The 17,941-nt window shown below is 63.4% G+C and carries 15 protein-coding genes; 8 read left to right on the top strand and 7 right to left on the bottom strand.

From position 1 onward, the window contains the following. Positions 1–89: 89 nt before the first annotated feature. From D618_RS19030 to D618_RS0109810, 3 genes are read left to right on the top strand one after another with little or no spacing between them, the layout of a single operon-like run. Entirely contained in the window at positions 90–491 is a 402-nt protein-coding gene (locus D618_RS19030; protein ID WP_017671341.1) for a response regulator, read from the top strand. Next, entirely contained in the window at positions 485–2,713 is a 2,229-nt protein-coding gene (locus D618_RS18135) for an ATP-binding protein (protein WP_017671340.1), read from the top strand. Before D618_RS19030 ends, D618_RS18135 begins: the two co-directional genes overlap by 7 nt. A 3-nt stretch (positions 2,714–2,716) precedes the next feature. Continuing rightward, positions 2,717–3,370, top strand: coding sequence for a response regulator (locus D618_RS0109810; RefSeq protein WP_017671339.1), 654 nt, complete (start codon positions 2,717–2,719; stop codon positions 3,368–3,370). Between the two features lie 52 nt (positions 3,371–3,422). Here the strand turns inward: D618_RS0109810 and D618_RS0109805 are convergent, their stop codons facing one another. From D618_RS0109805 to lptD, 5 genes are all read right to left on the bottom strand, one after another. Beyond that, entirely contained in the window at positions 3,423–5,222 is a 1,800-nt protein-coding gene (locus D618_RS0109805) for a D-aminoacylase (RefSeq protein ID WP_017671338.1), read from the bottom strand. Positions 5,223–5,266: 44 nt separating this feature from the next. Beyond that, positions 5,267–6,091 carry a 16S rRNA (adenine(1518)-N(6)/adenine(1519)-N(6))-dimethyltransferase RsmA gene (gene rsmA, locus D618_RS0109800; protein ID WP_017671337.1) on the bottom strand — a complete coding sequence of 275 codons (825 nt, stop codon included), beginning with the start codon at positions 6,089–6,091 and terminating at the stop codon, positions 5,267–5,269. An 11-nt stretch (positions 6,092–6,102) separates the two neighbouring features. Further along, positions 6,103–7,098 (bottom strand): 4-hydroxythreonine-4-phosphate dehydrogenase PdxA, encoded by a 996-nt coding sequence (gene pdxA, locus D618_RS0109795; protein ID WP_017671336.1) that lies wholly within the window; start codon positions 7,096–7,098, stop codon positions 6,103–6,105. 22 nt (positions 7,099–7,120) lie between these two features. Next, complete coding sequence (locus D618_RS0109790) at positions 7,121–8,500, bottom strand: peptidylprolyl isomerase (RefSeq protein ID WP_051041370.1); 1,380 nt, start codon at positions 8,498–8,500, stop codon at positions 7,121–7,123. An 84-nt stretch (positions 8,501–8,584) separates the two neighbouring features. Beyond that, positions 8,585–10,873 carry an LPS assembly protein LptD gene (gene lptD, locus D618_RS0109785; protein WP_017671334.1) on the bottom strand — a complete coding sequence of 763 codons (2,289 nt, stop codon included), beginning with the start codon at positions 10,871–10,873 and terminating at the stop codon, positions 8,585–8,587. A gap of 322 nt (positions 10,874–11,195) precedes the next feature. Between lptD and D618_RS0109780 the strand changes: the two genes are divergently transcribed. From D618_RS0109780 to ndk, 4 genes are all read left to right on the top strand, one after another. Continuing rightward, on the top strand, positions 11,196–12,662 hold the full coding sequence (locus D618_RS0109780) for a leucyl aminopeptidase (protein WP_017671333.1): 1,467 nt from the start codon (positions 11,196–11,198) through the stop codon (positions 12,660–12,662). 37 nt (positions 12,663–12,699) lie between these two features. Beyond that, entirely contained in the window at positions 12,700–13,173 is a 474-nt protein-coding gene (locus D618_RS0109775; protein ID WP_017671332.1) for a DNA polymerase III subunit chi, read from the top strand. A gap of 50 nt (positions 13,174–13,223) precedes the next feature. Continuing rightward, positions 13,224–13,712 carry a hypothetical protein gene (locus D618_RS0109770; RefSeq protein WP_152414622.1) on the top strand — a complete coding sequence of 163 codons (489 nt, stop codon included), beginning with the start codon at positions 13,224–13,226 and terminating at the stop codon, positions 13,710–13,712. A gap of 123 nt (positions 13,713–13,835) precedes the next feature. Then, on the top strand, positions 13,836–14,258 hold the full coding sequence (gene ndk / locus D618_RS0109765; protein WP_017671330.1) for a nucleoside-diphosphate kinase: 423 nt from the start codon (positions 13,836–13,838) through the stop codon (positions 14,256–14,258). A 211-nt stretch (positions 14,259–14,469) separates the two neighbouring features. Here the strand turns inward: ndk and purN are convergent, their stop codons facing one another. Both purN and purM read right to left on the bottom strand, forming a co-directional pair. After that, complete coding sequence (purN, locus tag D618_RS0109760; protein ID WP_017671329.1) at positions 14,470–15,435, bottom strand: phosphoribosylglycinamide formyltransferase; 966 nt, start codon at positions 15,433–15,435, stop codon at positions 14,470–14,472. Next, complete coding sequence (purM, locus tag D618_RS0109755) at positions 15,425–16,540, bottom strand: phosphoribosylformylglycinamidine cyclo-ligase (protein ID WP_017671328.1); 1,116 nt, start codon at positions 16,538–16,540, stop codon at positions 15,425–15,427. The genes purN and purM overlap by 11 nt, the downstream gene beginning before the upstream one ends. A gap of 158 nt (positions 16,541–16,698) precedes the next feature. On the opposite strand from purM, the gene D618_RS0109750 reads away from it, so the two are divergent. Next, positions 16,699–17,937, top strand: coding sequence for a hypothetical protein (locus D618_RS0109750; RefSeq protein ID WP_026091507.1), 1,239 nt, complete (start codon positions 16,699–16,701; stop codon positions 17,935–17,937). The last annotated feature ends 4 nt before the right edge of the window (positions 17,938–17,941 follow it).

Raw genomic sequence — 17,941 nt, 5'->3', positions numbered from 1 at the left:
GTCGCGATGGAACGAAAGATCGGATGGGTAACCACGCTTGGCACTGCTGAAGTGGCGGGCGAACCGATCTTAACCTTTGATCAACCATAATGATCGAGGGTCTGCCTGTGTACGCACCGGAAATCCTGATCATCGAGGACGATGACGCCCTGCGTGGCGAACTGGTCGAGCTTTTGAAAGCTCTGGGCGGCTCGGTGGTCGGCGTCAGCGACGGAGAGGGGGCGCTGCAGTCCAGTCGGTCCCGATCGTTCGACCTCATCCTGTGCGATTACAAGCTGCGCAGCGAGAATGGCCTTGATGTGCTCAAGGCGCTGGCAAGCCGGGGCAAGGTTCCGGTCTCTGAGCGGCTCTATCTGATGACCGCGCACCTGGACCTGACCCAGGCTGCGCGCGCAGAGATTGTCGCATCGACCCGCGGACTGTTGATGAAGCCCATCGATATCGCAACGCTGCGCGAGCTCGTGGCGACGGCGGGTCAGACGCCATGCTGAGCGTCGCGTACCCGCAGGGCTTTCGCGTGGCTTTGCCCTATGCATGGCCGCTGGCGTTGCTGGCATTGATGGCGGCAACGGCCCTGTCCAACCTGCGGCTGGTTGCCGCACCAGGTTTCGAAATCTCGCTTGCGCCCTTGTTCTATCTGCTGGCGTATCGCTGGTTCGGGGTGAAGGCAGGGCTGATCACCGCAGTGTTGACCAGCGCTCCGACCATCTGGTGGTGGGGCCATCCGGTCGGGATGATCCTTGCAATCGGCAATGTTCTGGCCGTGTATCGCTTTGCCGGGCAGGCTCGCAGCCTTTCGTCGGTCACATTTTTCTACCAGGCAACGGTCGGCACCCTGCTGGGCTTTGCCGTGATCTACGCCCAATTTAAAACCCCGTTCGACGTCACGCTGATCATCGCGATGCGCCGCATCGTGTGCGAAACGATGCTGGCTGCGACGGCCGATCTGGTGGCGCTGGCGCTGGTCATCGATACCACGCGGCGAACCGTCTATCGATCCCGCCATGTCAGCCTGCAGCAATCGCTGGAGGCTTTGGTCTCGATCGCGGTGGCAGGTGCGGCGGCATTGTTCATGCTGGGCGAACTGAACCATGTGAACGACCGGCTGGATCTGCATCACCACGATGTCAGGACAGCGGTTGGCGCATTGCCCAACAGTGCCCAACTCGAAGCAGGGCGGATGTACCGGCTCAGAATGCATGGCGTGGATAAGCCTTTGCCCCTGGCGATCACCCCTGTCGAACGGCTGGAAGCGACGGCGTCAGCGCTGGGTTGCAAACGGATCGACTATGGCGTCTCCGAACCGGCGGATCGCGCCGCGTTCAGTTACTGGCTCCACATGTGCTACGTTGTGCCGCAGGGCCAAGGGCTGCTTGCGGTAGTGTCGCCCCAAAGCCATGTTGTGGACTTGTACGGCGATACCCTGCGTGGCGCGCTGCCATTGTTGGCGTATCTTGCGGTCCTGCAGGTCGGACTGTTCTTCTTCGGTCGCAAATTGCGGCGTTCTTCGCGGACATTGAACGCAGCATTGCAGGGCTTTGGCCAGGCCTATCTCGAGACACGGCTCACCGCGCCATTTCGCGAGGCTGATGAACTGCTTGAAACATTCACCGCAGCGAACAACGAGTTTGTTGCGATCGAGCGGCAACGCACCCATCTGTCGCGAACGGTTGAGGAACTGCGATCGGCAATCGACCTCAAGTTGCTCAGCGATATCCGCTTCGACAGCCTGAAGCGCGAATTGCGCTTTGCCAAGATTGATGCGGCGCTGGGGCGTCGCAGTGCAAGCCTCGATGTGCACGCTGCGGATATCGGCAAGTTTGACGACCTGACCGACCAGAACGAGATCATGGTGGAATTCCGGCGGGGTCACGGGCCGGAAGATCAATGGTATCTGCTGCTGGCACGCGAGTATGATGGGGAAACCGCCAGCTGGCGCTATGGCTGCCTTATCCAGCTGCGCACCGCCAAGGCGTTCCAGACGCAAATGCGCCACAGCGCGCGGTTGATGGAGCTGGGCGGCATGGCATCGGCCTTGAGCCATGAACTGCGCCAGCCGCTCTTCACGATTTCACTGGCAGCCCAGAACGCCATGCTGATGGTCGACCGCGAACAGCCCGGCGCCGATCGCTTGTGCGCTAAGTTTGACCGGATCATCGAGCAGGTTGAACGCGCCAATGCGATCGTTCAGCGGACATCGGCTTATGCCAGGCTTGAACGTGACGAATGCCTGCCGACCGACCTTGGGCTGGCGGTTCGCAACGCCGTTCGGTTCATGCGTCCGGTTCTTTCTGAACGTTCGATCAGCATCGATGTCAGCGTTCCGCCGAGCGTGCCGGTGCTGCCATTGCCGCGGATCGGGATTGAGCAGATCGTGGTCAACGCGCTGCAGAATGCCGCCGACTCCATCGATACGCGGCGCGACGCCAGTGTTTCTGGCCCGATCGGACGCATCGATGTGACTATGGCCGTGGCTGATGATGCGGTGACCCTGCAGATCCGCGATGATGGCGCAGGTCTCGCACCCCAGGTCGCCGGGGTTGCTTTCAACGCATTCTGCACCACCAAGCCTGAAGGCAAGGGGACCGGCCTGGGGCTGTTTGTTTGCCGGCAGATCATGGATGAGGTTGGCGGATCGATCGCGCTGGCTGATAATAGTGACGAATCAGGCGCTACTTTGACACTTCGTTTTCCAATCGCTGCAAAGGTTTGAACGATGGACACGCCGCTGACGCGCACCGTCTACATCGTCGATGACGATGCCGAGGTGCGCAGTGAACTCGCCGAAGCCCTGGAACTGCGCGGCTTTGCCGTGCACGCCTTTGACAGTGGAGAGAGCTTTCTGGCCGAGCAGGCTGCCTTGCCCGCAGGATGCCTGGTGCTCGACCTCAACATGCCGGGGATGAGCGGGATGGAGGTCCAGCAGGCGCTGGTCGACCGCGCCAGCCTGCACAAGATCGTGATGCTGACAGGCGCGGGGTCGGTCTCAACCGCCGTTCGCGCAATGCATGCCGGAGCGATCGATTTCCTCGAAAAACCTTTCCACGTCGATGACCTGGTCCGGTCCATTAGCAGCGCGGCCAGCCGGCAGTTTCAGGAAGTGCAGGAAGACGCCCGCAAGCGGCACGCCGAGGAGCAGATCGCACGACTGTCGGATCGCGAGCGCGATGTCCTGTGCGGCATGGTGCTGGGGCTGGCCAACAAGATCATCGCCTACCGGCTGGGGCTTTCCACCCGGACGGTCGAGGCATATCGCGCGCAGCTGATGCACAAGCTGGGCGCCAAAAGTCTGGCCGAAGCGGTGCAGCTGGCGATGGAAAGCCATCTGGAACCGCGTGGTGCCATTCTCCGGCACAGTCCGGAAGGCTGAGCCTCGACCTGGTGGCGCCGGGCGTCAGCCTTCCTTCAGACCTTGAGAGTGCCTATTCGGCAGCGATGCGCTGCTCCACATTCTGCGGTCCACGGATCAGTATGCCAGGGCGCGCAGCGGTGACCTCGCCGTTGCGGAACGTGACTTCGCCCGACTTGATTGTCGCGACATAGCCTTGCGCGCTCTGCAGCAAGCGCTTGCCGCCTGCGGGCAGATCGAACGCGAGCCAGGGGTGACTGAGACGCAACCGCGGAAAATCGATCACGTTGAGGTCGGCAAGATAGCCGGGTTTCAGCACACCGCGATCATTCAAGCCATAGAGGCGCGCGGTGTCGTGGCACTGGCGCTTGACGGCAAGCTCCACCGGGATCGTGCCCGCCTTGCGGTCACGCGCCCAGTAGCTCAACAGGAATGTTGGCGCGGCCGCGTCGCAGATCGTGCCGCAATGCGCCCCACCATCGGACAGGGAGACAACGGTGTCGTCACGCTCGAGCAGGCCCTTGATGAATTCAAGATTTCCATCCTGATAGTTCAGGATGGGGAGATAGATGAACCCGTTGCCGTCCCCTGCCATCAGCGCGTCATAGGCGTATTCCGCCGGATCGCGACCCGCAGCATCTGCCATCAGCGCGATGCTCTCGTCGCGCGTCGGCTCGTAGGTAAAGTCATCGTGCATCGCGAACTGCATCGCAAAACCAGCGGTCACGATCATGAACAGCGCGGCGGTATCCATCGATGGCGGCGGCAGATTGTCTTCGGCGAGCAGCTGCGCCTTGAACGCCGGATCCTTGAGCCGGGCAAGCTGCTCCTCCCAGGGAAGATCGGCAATCGCCCGCCAGCTTGGGCGCTGGACGAACGGGTGAACGGTCCCGCGCCAGTTCATCACCACACCAGTGCCTCGCAGTGAAATCTGCGCGACGACATTGCCGCCGGTGCGGTTGGCCTCTTCGCACGCGGCCATCTGCTCGGTCCAGGTCATCTGCTTCATCGGCGACTGCAGCATCGCAAAGGTCACCGGAAGCCCGGTCTCCTTCGACAGCGCGGTCATCCAGTCAAACTCGTTCCATTCGGGCACGAGGTCGGAGGCCATCTCGAACACGCCATAGCCGACGTTGCCCATCGCCCGGCCGATGCCGATCAACTCGCGTGCAGTGGCCGTGGTGCCGGGGACAAGTTCACCGTCGATCGACTTGTGCAGCACGGTGCGCGATGAGGAAAAGCCGAGCGCGCCTGCACGCAGTCCATCCTCGACGATAGCCGACATGGCGGCGATGTCGGCATCGGTCGGCTCCTCGTTGCGCGCGCCGCGCTCTCCCATCACATAAGCGCGAACGGCGCCGTGCGGAACATGGGTGCCGATATCGATGGTGCGAGGCAGCCGCTCGAGCGAATCGAGATATTCGGGAAACGTCTCCCAGTCCCAGCTCATGCCTTCGGCAAGCGCGGTGCCGGGAATGTCCTCGACGCCCTCCATCAATCCTATCAGCCACTGGTGCTTGTCGGGCGCTGCAGGCGCGAAGCCGACACCACAATTGCCCATGACGACCGTGGTCACCCCGTGCCAGGAAGATGGCGCCATGACGTCATCCCAGGTTGCCTGGCCGTCATAATGGGTGTGGATATCGACGAAGCCGGGGGTGATGATATGGCCGCTGGCGTCGATTTCCTCGCGCGCACCGCCGGACACCGTGCCCACCGCTGCGATGGTATCACCGGTGATCGCGATATCGCCGATAAAGGGTGCGCCGCCCAGGCCATCATAGATGGTGCCGCCGCGAATGATCAGATCGTACATGCCGTCTCGCTCCTCTTCCTTCGGTCTGCGCCAGGTCTGTGCCCAGCTGCGCGCCATGAAAGGGGATGCTAACGCAAGTGACGCGAAAGGAAAGGGGGCATTCAGCCCGCGTCCATCGCTTTTGCCACGCGCACGAAGTCTGCAACGCTCAACGTCTCGGCGCGGCGGGAGGCATCGATGGCTTCGGTCTCCAGCGCCGCCAGCGCGCCGGGCAGGCCCTTGAGGCTCTGGCGCAGCATCTTGCGCCGCTGGCCGAATGCCGCCGCTGTGAGCGCCTCCAGCCGCGCGGGCGCGACACCTTCGGGCATCGGGGCCGGGGTCAGGTGTACGATTGCCGACATGACCTTGGGGGGCGGGGTGAAGGCGCTGCGGTGCACCTTCATCGCCAGCCGGGCATGGCACCGCCACTGGCTGAGAATGGCAAGGCGGCCATAAGCATCGTCGTTGGTGGCAGCCACGATGCGGTCGGCAACCTCGCGCTGGAACATCAAGGTCAGCGACAGCCATTGCGGCGGCCAGGTCTTGCCCCCCAGCCAACCGACGAACAATGCGGTGCCGACATTATAGGGCAGGTTGGAGACGATATGGCATGGCCCCGGCATCACCTGCCCCAATGGCAGCTCCAGCGCGTCGCCTTCGATCACCGTCAGTTGTCCAGGAAAGGCATCGCTCAACTCCGCCAGTGCCGGCAGGCAGCGACGATCGCGTTCGATGGCGGTCACCCTGGCGCCAGCGCGCAGCAGCGCGCGCGTGAGGCCACCGGGACCGGGACCGATCTCGAGGACATCCTGGCCATCCAGGTTGCCGGGGACAGCAGCGATCCGGTCGAGCAATTGCTCGTCGAGCAGGAAGTTTTGGCCCAGCGCCTTGCTGGCGGCCAGACCGTGCCGCGCGATCACATCCCGCAAGGGGGGCAGGCCTGCCATCGGGGAACGCATCAGCCTTCGTAAGTCTGGCGGTGCTGCCAGGCTGCGCCCGCCATGCGGATGGCGGCAATCATCGATCGCGGGCTGGCAATGCCCTTTCCGGCGATATCGAACGCCGTGCCATGATCGGGCGACGTGCGCACGATCGGCAGACCGAGGGTCATGTTGACGGCATCGTCGAAATTGAGCGCCTTGATCGGGATCAGGGCCTGATCGTGATACTGGCACAGGGCGACATCGTATCGCGCGCGGGCAGCGGCATGGAACATCGTGTCGGCGGGCAGGGGGCCCGCGACCAGGAAGCCCTCTTCGCGCAAGATCTCGATCGCGGGGATGATGATCTCTGCCTCTTCGCTGCCCATGCTGCCCTGTTCGCCTGCGTGGGGATTGAGACCGGCAATGGCAAGTCGCGGACGATCTATGCCGAAATTGCGCGCCATGCCTTTCGCAGCAGCGCGCGCACGGTTGACGATCAGCTCGATCGACAGGGCCGCGGGTACCGCAGCGATGCCGATATGTACCGTGATTGGCACGACGCGAAGGTCCGGGCCCGCCAGCAGCATCGCGACATTCTGTCGCGAAACGCCGCAGGCTTCGGCGATGAACTCGGTCTGGCCAGGAAAGTTGAAGCCGACCTTCTGGAGCTGGATCTTGGAGATCGGCCCGGTCACGATGGCGCAGACGGTGCCAGCGCGCGCCAGCCCTACGCCCATTTCCAGCGCCTGCAACGCGCAGCGTGCACCATCCAGATCGGGTTCGCCCGGAACGACGCCGCCACTATCGATCACCGGAAGCACTGGCAGCGCCCGTGCGAAATGCTCCGCAGCTTCGCTTGGCTCCCCGATCACTTGGACCGGACCGTTCCACACCGCTGCAAAGGCGCGGGGATCGCCAATGGCAAAGAACGCGGGCAACGATTGCGCCGCACGTTCCTCCCAGCTCTTGCCGATGATCTCTGGACCGATTCCGGCAGGATCGCCGGCGGATATGGCCAGCAACTGCGTCACGCCCGGTCGGTGCCTTCCGTCATCAGTTGTATTCGATCACGGCATCGCGCCGAAGATCGCGCAAGTAGATCTGGGCGCGGCGATTGACCTTTTCCTCTTCCATATTGGCCATCAGCTGCTCGGGGCTGGGGCCGCCTTCGGCCTGCGGATCGTCACGGCCGCACAGCACGAGAACGCGAACGCCATCCTTGACCGAACCAAACGGCTGGGTTGCCTCGCCAATCGACAGTGCAATGAGCGTGTCCTGCAGCGGAGCCGGCAGATCGCGCACTGGAACCTGATCGTTGTTGGTTACCGTCGCACCAAGCCGCGCCGCGACCTCATCGGCAGAACCGCATCCCTTGATCGCGCGGGTCGCGGTGGCAAACTCCGATGCACGCCGTGTGGCCTCGGCTTCGGTGGTACCTGCCGGGAAGGCAATCGAAAGCTGCTTGAGACCCAACAGGGCATCACGCGGGTTGGCCGTCAGGATCTGGCGCTTGTCGATCAGATACATCAGCGAAAAGCCGCCCGGGATCTCGATCGGTCCGGCGAGCTGGCCAACCTGCATGTCGCGCGCCACGACGGCGAGCGAGGAAGGCAGCTGGCCGAGCTGGATCCAGCCCAGATCACCACCAACCGCTGCGGTCGAGGCTTCGGAAAACTGACGCGCATACGCGACGAACGAGCCGCCCTGCTGCAGCTGCTGCACGATCTGCGCAGCGTTCTTGGCGACCTCGGCCCGGTTCTGCGAGTTGGCAGAGAGGTAAATTTCGCCGATGCGGTATTCCTCGGTGCCCTTGGACGCCTTCAGCCGTTCTATAACCTCTTTGACCTCTTCCTCGGACACGTTGATGAACGGGGTCACATTGCGGCCCAGCAGCCGCTGCCAGGCCAGTTCGCCGCGGATCTGGCGCTTGAGCGAGCGCGAAGAGGAGCCGATGCTGGCGAGATACTTGTCGAGCGCAGCGGTGTCGCGGCGGAAATTCTGCGCCGCCACCTGTGCAAAGGTGCGCTCTACCTGGGCCTCTTCGACCTTAATGTCGTTGGCGGCGGCTTCCTGAATCTGCAGTGTTTCATCGATCAGGTTGCGCAGCACCTGCAGGCGCAGACGGCTGCGCTCTTCTTCCGACACCGGCGCGTCGTTGGCCGCGAGGATCAGCGCCACGCGCTCGTCGATATCGGTGCCGGTGATGATCTCGCTGTTGACCACAGCCGTTGCACGCCGGACGTTGGGGTCCTGCTTGCCAAACATGGTCAGGCCCTCCGGCACGTTGAGCGCCGTATCGGGCATGGCGGCATCGTCGCTCACGGTCTGCGCGAGGGCAGGCAGCGCTAGTCCTGCAATCAGCGACAGCAAGAGCGTCTTTGTCGCCAGCTTACGGGTACGGATCGCGATGGTGTTCAATGCGTGCAAGCTCATATCTTCCTGATTGGGGAAAAGCGATCCCATGCCCTCCGCCGGGTGAACCGCGGATGAGCGGGCCGGTCAATATCGCCTTTGGGCTCAAAAGCCAAGGTTGCGCAAGGCCACCCGCAGCAGAAAGGTATCTCCGCGCTGGGCATCGCCCACCGGAATATAATCGCGCCGCCAGGTCAGGCCCAGTTCGAGGCAGTCATCCTCATAGGCGACACCCAGCCGGGTGCGGATCGGCTCGAACCCGTCCGATTGCAGGCGCGGGTCTTCTTCGGCATTGCTGAGATCGACCACCGCTGCGCCGAAAACCGACCAATAGCGCGCAACCCGCACGCGGCCTGCGACGCGCAGCTCCTCGCGGTCGGCGAGATCCTCGATTTCGGGACCAATGTCGCGGTTGAGGCGGAGGTACCCGACCTGAGCATAGGTCTGACGCCCGCCAACGGTGATATCCACCTCGTTGCGCCGGACCGCCAGATTGTCCTTATCAAGCCGGAAACGGTGCGTGTAGCGGATGAAGTTGCGCAGCTTCAGGTCGACACGGCCGACCACGTCCGAGGTCCGATTGCCCAGGCCGGTGCCTTCGGGCAGAAAATCGCGCTCGTCATCGAAGCGATAGCTTTGCCCGACCACGGCATTGAGCTGCATACCGGGGCGTTGCAGCGACCATTCGATGCCATAGACGACGCGGGCGCCCTCTTCCATGCGGTCGTAGCCTGGCAGGCGGTTGAGCGCGAACAGGTTGCTGTCTTCCAGTTCAATGGCGCGCGAATCTTCGTTGGGAACTTCCAGATTGCCGGTCGTGGGTGTGGCGACCACCTGAACGCGCGGGCTGATCACGTGCGTGCCGCCAAACGCCTCGCCCACGAAGGGCCAGCGCAGATCGGCCGCGATGGATCCGCTGGCGCGCGCCTGCAGTCCCGATTCTCCGCGGTAAATGAGGGTGTTGGTCAGCGCGTTGTCGCTGCTGTTATACACATCGCCGCGCGCGAGGGCGGTCAGGGTGAATTCCTGGCCCATGCCGGTCAGGCGGCGCATGTCCCACCGGGCCTGTGCAAAGGCGCGCTGGGTGTCCTGTCCTGCCGTACGGCTGATCGCCAATGTGTTGAGCTGAAACTCGACCTTGCCGCCGGCAACCTGATCGGGAAGCCGCAGCCGCCAGTCGACCACCGGCAGCGCGATCGGAACCTGGCCCTGCGGATCGTTGACGCGCAAGGTCTGCGTGGCCCAGCCTGCAATCGACAGATAGCTGTTGGGGCTGATCCGCTCGGCCTCGATGGTCGAACGCAACCGGTCTTCGCGGCTGATGTCGTAGCGACGCAGGAAGGTGCGGTCGGTGGTGGCGCGAATCGATCCGCTGATGCTCCAGGCTTCGCTAAGCTGGAACCGCCCCGTCGCATCGAAATAGCCGCGGAAATCCTGCTGGCGGTCGACGACGGTTCCACCAGAGCCCACGGGAATGCGCGATCCGCCGGTGGCATAGCCGGTGATCTGATAGGCGCCGCGATCGGTCAGCGCGCGGTAGGTTGCGTTAACCATCGGCAGCGCGCCGGTGAACACCGATCCGGTTACCGTGAGGTCGCGGTTGGGAGCCAGGTTGAGGTAATAGGGCAGGCTGAGCTGGACACCATTGGCCTGGCTGATCCGGATATCGGGAAGCAGAATTCCCGAACCGCTGCCGCCGCTGACCGGATGGCTGAGGCCGGGCATCGGGATCACCGGCAGGCCAAACAGCTCGAGCCTTGCCCCATCATAGCGCACGCGCTTGTCAACGGGGCTGTAGACCACCTTGATGGCCCGCAGCTGCCAGCTGGGATTCTTCGGCTTGCCGGTCGGGGTTTCGACCAGACAGGCGGAATAGGCCGCGTTCTCCAGCGAGATCACTCCGTCGGTGCGGGTTCCGCGCGTGGCAACCATGCGGCCTCCGGCCTCCAGCACCACCAGAATGTTCTCGATCACGCCATCGCGGATCGATTCGGTCAGCTCGATCGAATCACCGTAAAGCTTGTTGCCCTCAGGATCGGTGATCTGCACACCGCCCTTGGCACTAACCTCGCCGGATTTGCGATCCCATATGACGGTATCGGCCACCAGCGACTGATCGGCACGGACCAGCAAGACGTTGCCAGTGGCGGTTACCACATCGGCATTGCTGTCATAATCCAGCCGGTTGGCGGTGAACTCGATCACCGGGTCCTGTTCGACAGCAGTGCCTGCAGCCGGAGCCGATTGGGCATCCTGATCATCGGCATATTGCACGATGTCCTTGCGGGTAAATGTCAGGTTTTCGCCCAGCAGATGGCTGGTGCGCGTGCATACGGCCTGGTCCGCCGCCAGCGCAGGCGCGGCATTGGCGGCCATCAAGGCCGTCCCCAGCATCAGACTTGCCCGTGAAATGCGCACAATCATTATCCGTCGATCCATGCGCCGATGTTTGCTGCCGAGAATCGCGGAGCGGCCAAGCGCCAAGTTCGCGCCTATTGCACCGCAATAGGGCGAGCGCAAACCGCTTTCGATGGTCCGTGCAAGCGTGCGGCAAATGCTGGCAAACAAACCGAACCTGTCCTATCGCTTGCAACTGCAGGCGGGACACCAATATGGCAAGCCGGGCCCTGTCGCTGGAATGAAGCCGTCTTCATATGGCAGATATGGTGCATGAATTATTAACCGGCAGCTTCGCCTGCCTCTCGGGGACTCCTTGATGAATATTGTTTTCGACGCTTCCGCAGACACTTACTCCGTCATCGCCTATCCGGTGGCAAAAGATGAACTGGGTTCGCCGGCTCTTCCGCTCGATTCTGCCGGGTTGGTGCTGGAGGCTGCAAAGGCAGCACGGTTTGAAGCGGGGGCAGGCGAGGTCTTCGACATTTTCGTCAGCCAGAACGGCAAGACCCGGCGTATCGCGCTGGTCGGCACTGGCGCAGGGGCGCGGCTGGACATGGAGCGCGCGGGCGGCCAACTGGTGGCCAAGTATCAGCGCTCTGGCGTCGAAACCCTGGCCGTCGACATGGGAACCGGCGCCATCGCGACAAACCGCGAGGCCGCAGCGCAGTTCCTGCTCGGTGCAGAACTGCGCAGCTGGTCGCACGACCAGTACCGCACCAAGCTGCCTGCCAAATCCAAGGTCAGCCTGAGCGAGATCGGCGTCGTCAATGCGCCCAAGGGGCTGGCGGCGATCTGGAGCGATCAGGCCGCAATCGCAGCCGGTGTGGCGCTGACACGCGAACTGGTGACCGAACCTGCCAACATCATCTACCCCGAAAGCTTCGTCGAACGCTGCAAGCCGCTGGAAGCAATGGGCGTCGAGATCACCGTGCTGGGCCAGGACGAGATGGAAAAGCTGGGCATGGGCGCGCTGCTGGGCGTGTCGCAAGGTTCCGTCCGTCCGCCCCGGTTGATCGCGATGCGCTGGAACGGAACGGGCGATGCCAAGGCTAAGCCGGTCGTGCTGGTCGGCAAGGGCGTCACCTTCGACACCGGCGGCATCTCGATCAAGCCGGCTGCCGGCATGGAAGACATGAAGTGGGACATGGGCGGCGCTGGCGCTGTTGCAGGCACCATGAAGGCGCTCGCCGGGCGCAAGGCGAAGACTCACGTCGTCGGCATCTGCGGGCTGGTCGAGAACATGCCCGATGGCAATGCGCAGCGCCCCGGCGATGTCGTGACCAGCATGTCGGGCCAGACCATCGAGGTGATCAACACCGATGCCGAAGGCCGTCTGGTGCTGTGCGATGCGCTGCACTGGGCGCAGGAAAATTATGATCCCGAATATATCGTCGATCTTGCCACGCTGACTGGCGCGATCATCATCTCGCTGGCCGATCAGCATGCGGGCCTGTTCAGCAACGACGATGGCCTGGCCGAGAAGCTGACGGCGGCTGGCAAGACCTCGGGCGATCCGCTGTGGCGTTTCCCGCTCAGCAAGGCCTATGACAAGATGATCGACAGCCCGATTGCCGACATGAAGAATGTCGGTGCGCGGGGCGGTGGCTCGATCACCGCGGCGCAGTTCCTGCAGCGCTTCATCAAGCCTGGCGTCAAGTGGGCGCATCTCGACATTGCCGGCATGGTCTGGGCCGACAAGCCCGGCCCGGTGTGGGACAAGGGCGCAACCGGCTATGGTGTTCGGCTGTTGAATCAATGGATTGCCGACAATTTCGAGAATTGATCTCATGACCTCCCCTCCCGAGGCCGGGAGGGGATAGATGCAGGTCGATTTCTATCACCTGACGCGCGATCCGGTGGAGCGGGTGCTGCCGGTTCTGGCGACGCGCACACTGGGGCTGGGCGAGCGGATGCTGATCGTGTCCGCTGACCCGGCGCACCGCGCCGCATTGAGTCACGCGCTGTGGACGCACACGCCCGAAAGCTTTCTGGCGCATGGCGAGCGTGATGGGCCGAACCCGCAGGTTCAGCCGCTGCTGCTGGCGGATCGGGTGGAAGCGGTCAACGGTGCGCGGTTCATCGCGCTGGCCGATGGGCTGTGGCGCGACGAGGCCCTCGATTTCGCGCGCATTTTCCTGCTGTTCGGGGAAGCAACCATCGCCGGTGCGCGCAAGGCGTGGGTCGCTTTGGGGGAACGCGAGGGACTGGCCCGGCATTACTGGAAGCAGGATGGCGGCAAATGGGTTGAACAGACGCCCGGCAAGCGGCAGGATGGTCACGACGGGCAGCACTGATCGGTCGGGCCGCAGCATGGGGCCAGGCAACCATGGGGAAACACTGGACGATGCGTAAAGTCTTGATGGTGGTGACTGCAACCCTTGCGCTGGCCGCATGCGGTGGCGAAAAGACGGTTTACAGCGATGCCGAAGGCAACGAGGTGAAAGTGGTCCGCGAAGGCGACGGAGAGACCTCGGAGATCGAGATCACCAGCGCCGACGGTTCGGCGACCGTCAACATCGATGGCGCTGGAGGCAATGCCAAGCTGCCGCTGGGTCTGTCGGTGTATCCCGGGGCCAAGGTCGTCTCGTCGATGACCAGCAATTCCAATGGCAAGACCGGCGGGATGGTCGTGATGGAAAGCAGCGCCAACCGCGACACGGTCATCGCATGGTATCGCAAGGCCCTGGAGGGCAAGGGCTTCAGGATCGAAAGCGAGATCACGACACAGGAATTGAAGGCCATTTCGGGCACCGGCGATGGCGGCTCGTTCAGCCTTCAGGTCGCCCCTGCCGAGACGGGGTCTTCGATTACCCTGATCGCCGGTGAAGGCTGAAACTTCGGGTTCGCCGGCTCCATGCCGGTTTTTCTTGCAGCGCATAATGGGGCCGTCTAGGGGCGGCGACGAAACGCACCGTTCGCGTGCGTGCAAATCGTCAAACCTCAGGAGCACTTCATCATGGCCGTCACCCGGACCTTTTCGATCATCAAGCCCGACGCGACCCGTCGCAACCTGACCGGTGCGGTCACCAAGATGCTGGAAGAAGCCGGCCTGCGCGTCGTTGCTTCCAAGCGCATCCACATGACCCGCGAACAGGCCGAAGGCTTTTACGCCGTGCACCGCGAGCGTCCCTTCTTCGGTGAACTGGTCGACTTCATGATCTCCGGCCCGGTCGTCGTGCAGGTTCTGGAAGGCGAAGACGCCATGCAGCGCAACCGCGACATCATGGGCGCCACCAACCCCGCCAACGCCGAACCCGGCACCATCCGCAAGGAACTGGCCGAGAGCATCGAAGCCAACACCGTTCACGGTTCGGACAGCGACGAGAACGCCGCGATCGAAATCGCCTACTTCTTCAAGCCGGAAGAAATCGTCGGCTGATCGGCGATCTGCCGCTCACATTCAAAGGGCCGCCGGAGCAATCCGGCGGCCCTTTTTGTTGGTTGTTCTATCGCTAAAGCGTCACCGGGTCCCCTGCGCAGGAAGGGGCCCATCATCTGACGGTACCGAATCTGGCAACGGCTGCTTTTGAGGCGGGAGCAGGAGATGGACCCCTGCCTTCGCAGGGGAGCGAAGGGCCTGCATCCAGCCTTCAAAATTCCGCAGCGATATCCATCATCTTCGTCAGCCGCTTCGGCGCGACGCTGCGCCAACTGCGGGCAAGCCAGTCGGCGATGTGGTCCCAATCGGTGCGGCCTGTATCCAGACGGATCGCGATCCAGCCCGAGGGCGCATAGAATTTTGGCAGATAGTAGAGCTCGGGATCCTGATCGATCAGCGCCGCCTGCTCGTCTGATCCACTGGTCTTGACCAGCAGCGCGATGGCTTCCTCGCCGTGATGATGGACCGAGACATAGGCGAAATACTTCCCGGTCTTGTCGCCGCCGACGCGCCAGCCCGGCGCGCCGTGCGAAGGGCGGGCGTCGGTTTCGGGCAGGGCGAGGGCGAGCTCGCCGACCTTGGCAATGATCCAGTCGGGGTCACTTTCGCGCGCGACATAATCGCTGAGCGTTCGCGCATACAGCTGGTGCTCGGCGATCAATACGCGCGCGGCGAGCGTATCCTCGGTGTCGCCCGGAAGGATCGCGACCTCGGTCTGGCCGAGCACCGGGCCATCATCGAGCTCGGCGGTGACCAGATGCACGCTGCATCCGCCGACCTTATCGCCAGCCTCCAGTGCGCGCTGGTGCGTATGCAGGCCCTTGTACTTGGGCAGCAGCGATGGGTGGATGTTGAGCATCCGCCCCTCCCAACCCCGCACGAAACCCGGGGTCAGGATGCGCATATAGCCGGCGAGCGCAACATGATCGGCACCGCTGGCGCGGATCGCCTGATCCATTGCTGTATCATGGTCCTCGCGGGTCATGCCCTTGTGCGAGAGCGCGAAGGTCGCAATGCCCTCGGCTGCGGCGAGTGTCAGCCCTGCGGCGTCGGGGTTGTTCGAGGCGACCAGCACCACCTCATAGGGGCAGGATGGTGCGCGCGAGGCATAGAGCAGGGCCGCCATATTGGTACCGCCGCCCGAGATCAGGATGGCGACGCGAGCCTTAGCCCGCATGTGTCGCGCTCCAGGCCGCCTTGGCGCTCCAGGTCTCGATCGATCCGCTGACGGTGCAGCCCTTGTCGCCCTGCTCGATGCGCCCGATGCGGTGGACCGTCTCGCCCGCTGCTTCCAGATCGGCGGTGACCGAGGCGACATCGGCTTCATCGACCACCAGCACCATGCCGACGCCGCAGTTGAAGGTGCGCGCCATTTCTTCGGGCTCGATATGCCCCTGTGCCTGCAGGAACGCCATCAGTCGTGGCTGCACCCAGGCATCGGCATCGACATGCGCATGCGCGCCATCGGGCAGAACGCGCGGGATGTTTTCAAGCAGGCCGCCGCCGGTGATGTGCGCCATCGCGGCGATGCGGCCCGATTTGACCACGGGTAGCAACGAGGCCACGTAAATTCTTGTCGGTGCAATCAGTGCGTCGATCAGCAGGACATCCTGATCGAACAGGGCGGGGCGGTTCATCTTCCAGCCCTTGTCGGCGGCCAGACGGCGCACGAGCGAGTAGCCGTTCGAATGCACGCCCGAAGAGGCGAGGCCCAGCAGAACGTCGCCTGGCTTTACCTTGTTGCCGGTCAGCACTTCGTCGCGCTCGACCGCGCCAACGCAAAATCCCGCCAGATCATAGTCGCCAGCGGCGTACATGCCCGGCATTTCGGCGGTTTCGCCGCCGATCAGCGCGCAGCCCGCGAGCTTGCAGCCATCGGCAATGCCAGCGACGACGCGCTCGGCGATGCCGGTGTCCAGCTTGCCGGTGGCGAAATAATCAAGGAAGAACAAGGGTTCGGCACCCTGGACGATGAGGTCGTTGACGCACATCGCAACCAGATCGATACCGATCGCGTCGTGCCTGTCATGGTCGATAGCGAGCTTGACCTTTGTGCCCACGCCATCATTGGCTGCAACCAGCAGCGGATCGCGAAAGCCTGCAGCCTTCAGGTCGAAGAAGCCGCCAAAGCCGCCAAGTTCGGCATTCGCGCCGGGACGCGCGGTCGCCCTGGCCAGCGGGCCGATGGCCTTGACCAGCGCATTGCCGGCGGCGATGGATACGCCCGCTTGGGCATAGTTATACGAGGTCGGAGCGGGCGCGTCGCCGGTCTTGTCAGTCATGGCTCATGCGGTTAGCGACTTCCCGCTTGGATTTCCACGCCATTGTCGTCAAAAGGGCCGCGAGAAGGCCACCTGCGATGTTTGCGCCGGGGGATCGTGTTTCGCTTGGGTAAAAAAGCTAGGGTATCTTGATCACCAGCCTGCCTTTGAACGTGCCTGTGCGCTTGTCCAAGCGTGCATGGATTGCCATCATCCTGCTGCCGCTTTTGCTGGCGTTGGGTGCCGTGCTCTATGCGCAGATCGAAGGGGACCGCGGAATCCCGCCAATCGCCAGCGGTGGTGATTTCGAAGTCAGCGGCGTGTCGGTCGATGCTTCGGGCAAGAACGCTCAGGAAGCGCGTTCAAACGCGTGGCGCGATGCCCAGCGCAAGGGCTGGCAGAAGCTCTGGTCGCAGATGAACCGGTCGGGCACCGCGCCCAAGCTGAGCGATTCGGCGCTCGATGGCATTGTTTCGGCCATCGTCGTGGAAAATGAGCAGATCGGGCCCCGCCGCTATATTGGCACGCTGGGCGTTTTGTTCGATCGGGCCCGCGCCGGCGAACTGCTCGGTGTCAGCGGTGCGGTGTTGCGCTCGGCGCCAATGCTGGTCGTTCCTATCTATATCAGCGGCGGCGCTGCCCAGACATTCGAGAACCGCACCCCCTGGCAGGCAGCCTGGGCACGCTATCGCACGTCGGAGAGCATCGTCGATTACATCCGCCCGCATGGATCGGGCGCGGATTCGCTGCTGGTCAACGCCGCGCAATCCGGGCGGCGCAGCCGCACCTGGTGGCGTTTGATCCTCGACCAGTTCGGCGCGGCAGACGTTGTCGTGCCTGTCGCGCATATCGAGCGGCAATATCCAGGCGGTCCGATCACTGGACGCTTTGCGGCGCGCTTCGGTCCTGACAGCCGCCTGATCGGTGAGTTCACGCTTCGGGCGCGCAGCAGCGATGGCCTCAATGCGATGCTGGACGAGGCCATCAAGCGGCTCGACCGGATCTATGCCGGCGCCGTGCGCTCGGGTGAGCTTCGCCCCGATTCGTCGCTGATCATCGAAAAGCCGGTGGAAATCGTGGAGGAGCTTCTCGACGAGTCCCTTGCAGAAGATGCTCCCGTTGAATCTGGCGGCCTGACAGCCGGTCCGCAGATCATCTCGATCCAGTTCGATACACCCGATGTTGCCGCTGTCCAGGCTGCTGAACGGCTGGTGCGCAGCATTCCGGGCGTGCAATCGGCCAGCACGGCCAGCCTCGCGCTGGGTGGAACGTCGGTGATGCAGGTCAATTCAGCGCTCGAGATCGACGCGCTGCGCGGTGCGCTGGAGGCTCGCGGCTGGCGGGTGCAACAGGGGGCAGGGGTGCTGAGAATCTCGCGTCCCGCAGCGGCGGCTCCAGCACCTGGCGGCGGGGGATAACCGA

It is taken from the genome of Blastomonas sp. AAP53 (genome assembly GCF_000331245.1).
Taxonomy (GTDB): domain Bacteria; phylum Pseudomonadota; class Alphaproteobacteria; order Sphingomonadales; family Sphingomonadaceae; genus Blastomonas.
Note: the sequence above shows the minus strand (reverse complement) of the source record. Positions and strands in the feature narration are given on the sequence as shown.

What these genes read in the sequence shown, in the direction of transcription:
- ndk (WP_017671330.1), top strand. Translation starts at nt 13,836, where the DNA reads ATGGCCGTCACCCGGACCTTTTCGATCATCAAGCCCGACGCGACCCGT.
- purN (WP_017671329.1), bottom strand. Translation starts at nt 15,435, where the DNA reads ATGCGGGCTAAGGCTCGCGTCGCCATCCTGATCTCGGGCGGCGGTACC.
- D618_RS0109810 (WP_017671339.1), top strand. Translation starts at nt 2,717, where the DNA reads ATGGACACGCCGCTGACGCGCACCGTCTACATCGTCGATGACGATGCC.
- D618_RS0109770 (WP_152414622.1), top strand. Translation starts at nt 13,224, where the DNA reads ATGCGTAAAGTCTTGATGGTGGTGACTGCAACCCTTGCGCTGGCCGCA.
- purM (WP_017671328.1), bottom strand. Translation starts at nt 16,540, where the DNA reads ATGACTGACAAGACCGGCGACGCGCCCGCTCCGACCTCGTATAACTAT.
- lptD (WP_017671334.1), bottom strand. Translation starts at nt 10,873, where the DNA reads ATGCTGGGGACGGCCTTGATGGCCGCCAATGCCGCGCCTGCGCTGGCG.
- D618_RS19030 (WP_017671341.1), top strand. Translation starts at nt 90, where the DNA reads ATGATCGAGGGTCTGCCTGTGTACGCACCGGAAATCCTGATCATCGAG.
- D618_RS0109790 (WP_051041370.1), bottom strand. Translation starts at nt 8,500, where the DNA reads ATGAGCTTGCACGCATTGAACACCATCGCGATCCGTACCCGTAAGCTG.
- D618_RS0109775 (WP_017671332.1), top strand. Translation starts at nt 12,700, where the DNA reads ATGCAGGTCGATTTCTATCACCTGACGCGCGATCCGGTGGAGCGGGTG.
- D618_RS0109805 (WP_017671338.1), bottom strand. Translation starts at nt 5,222, where the DNA reads ATGGCGCGCAGCTGGGCACAGACCTGGCGCAGACCGAAGGAAGAGGAG.
- D618_RS18135 (WP_017671340.1), top strand. Translation starts at nt 485, where the DNA reads ATGCTGAGCGTCGCGTACCCGCAGGGCTTTCGCGTGGCTTTGCCCTAT.
- rsmA (WP_017671337.1), bottom strand. Translation starts at nt 6,091, where the DNA reads ATGGCAGGCCTGCCCCCCTTGCGGGATGTGATCGCGCGGCACGGTCTG.
- D618_RS0109780 (WP_017671333.1), top strand. Translation starts at nt 11,196, where the DNA reads ATGAATATTGTTTTCGACGCTTCCGCAGACACTTACTCCGTCATCGCC.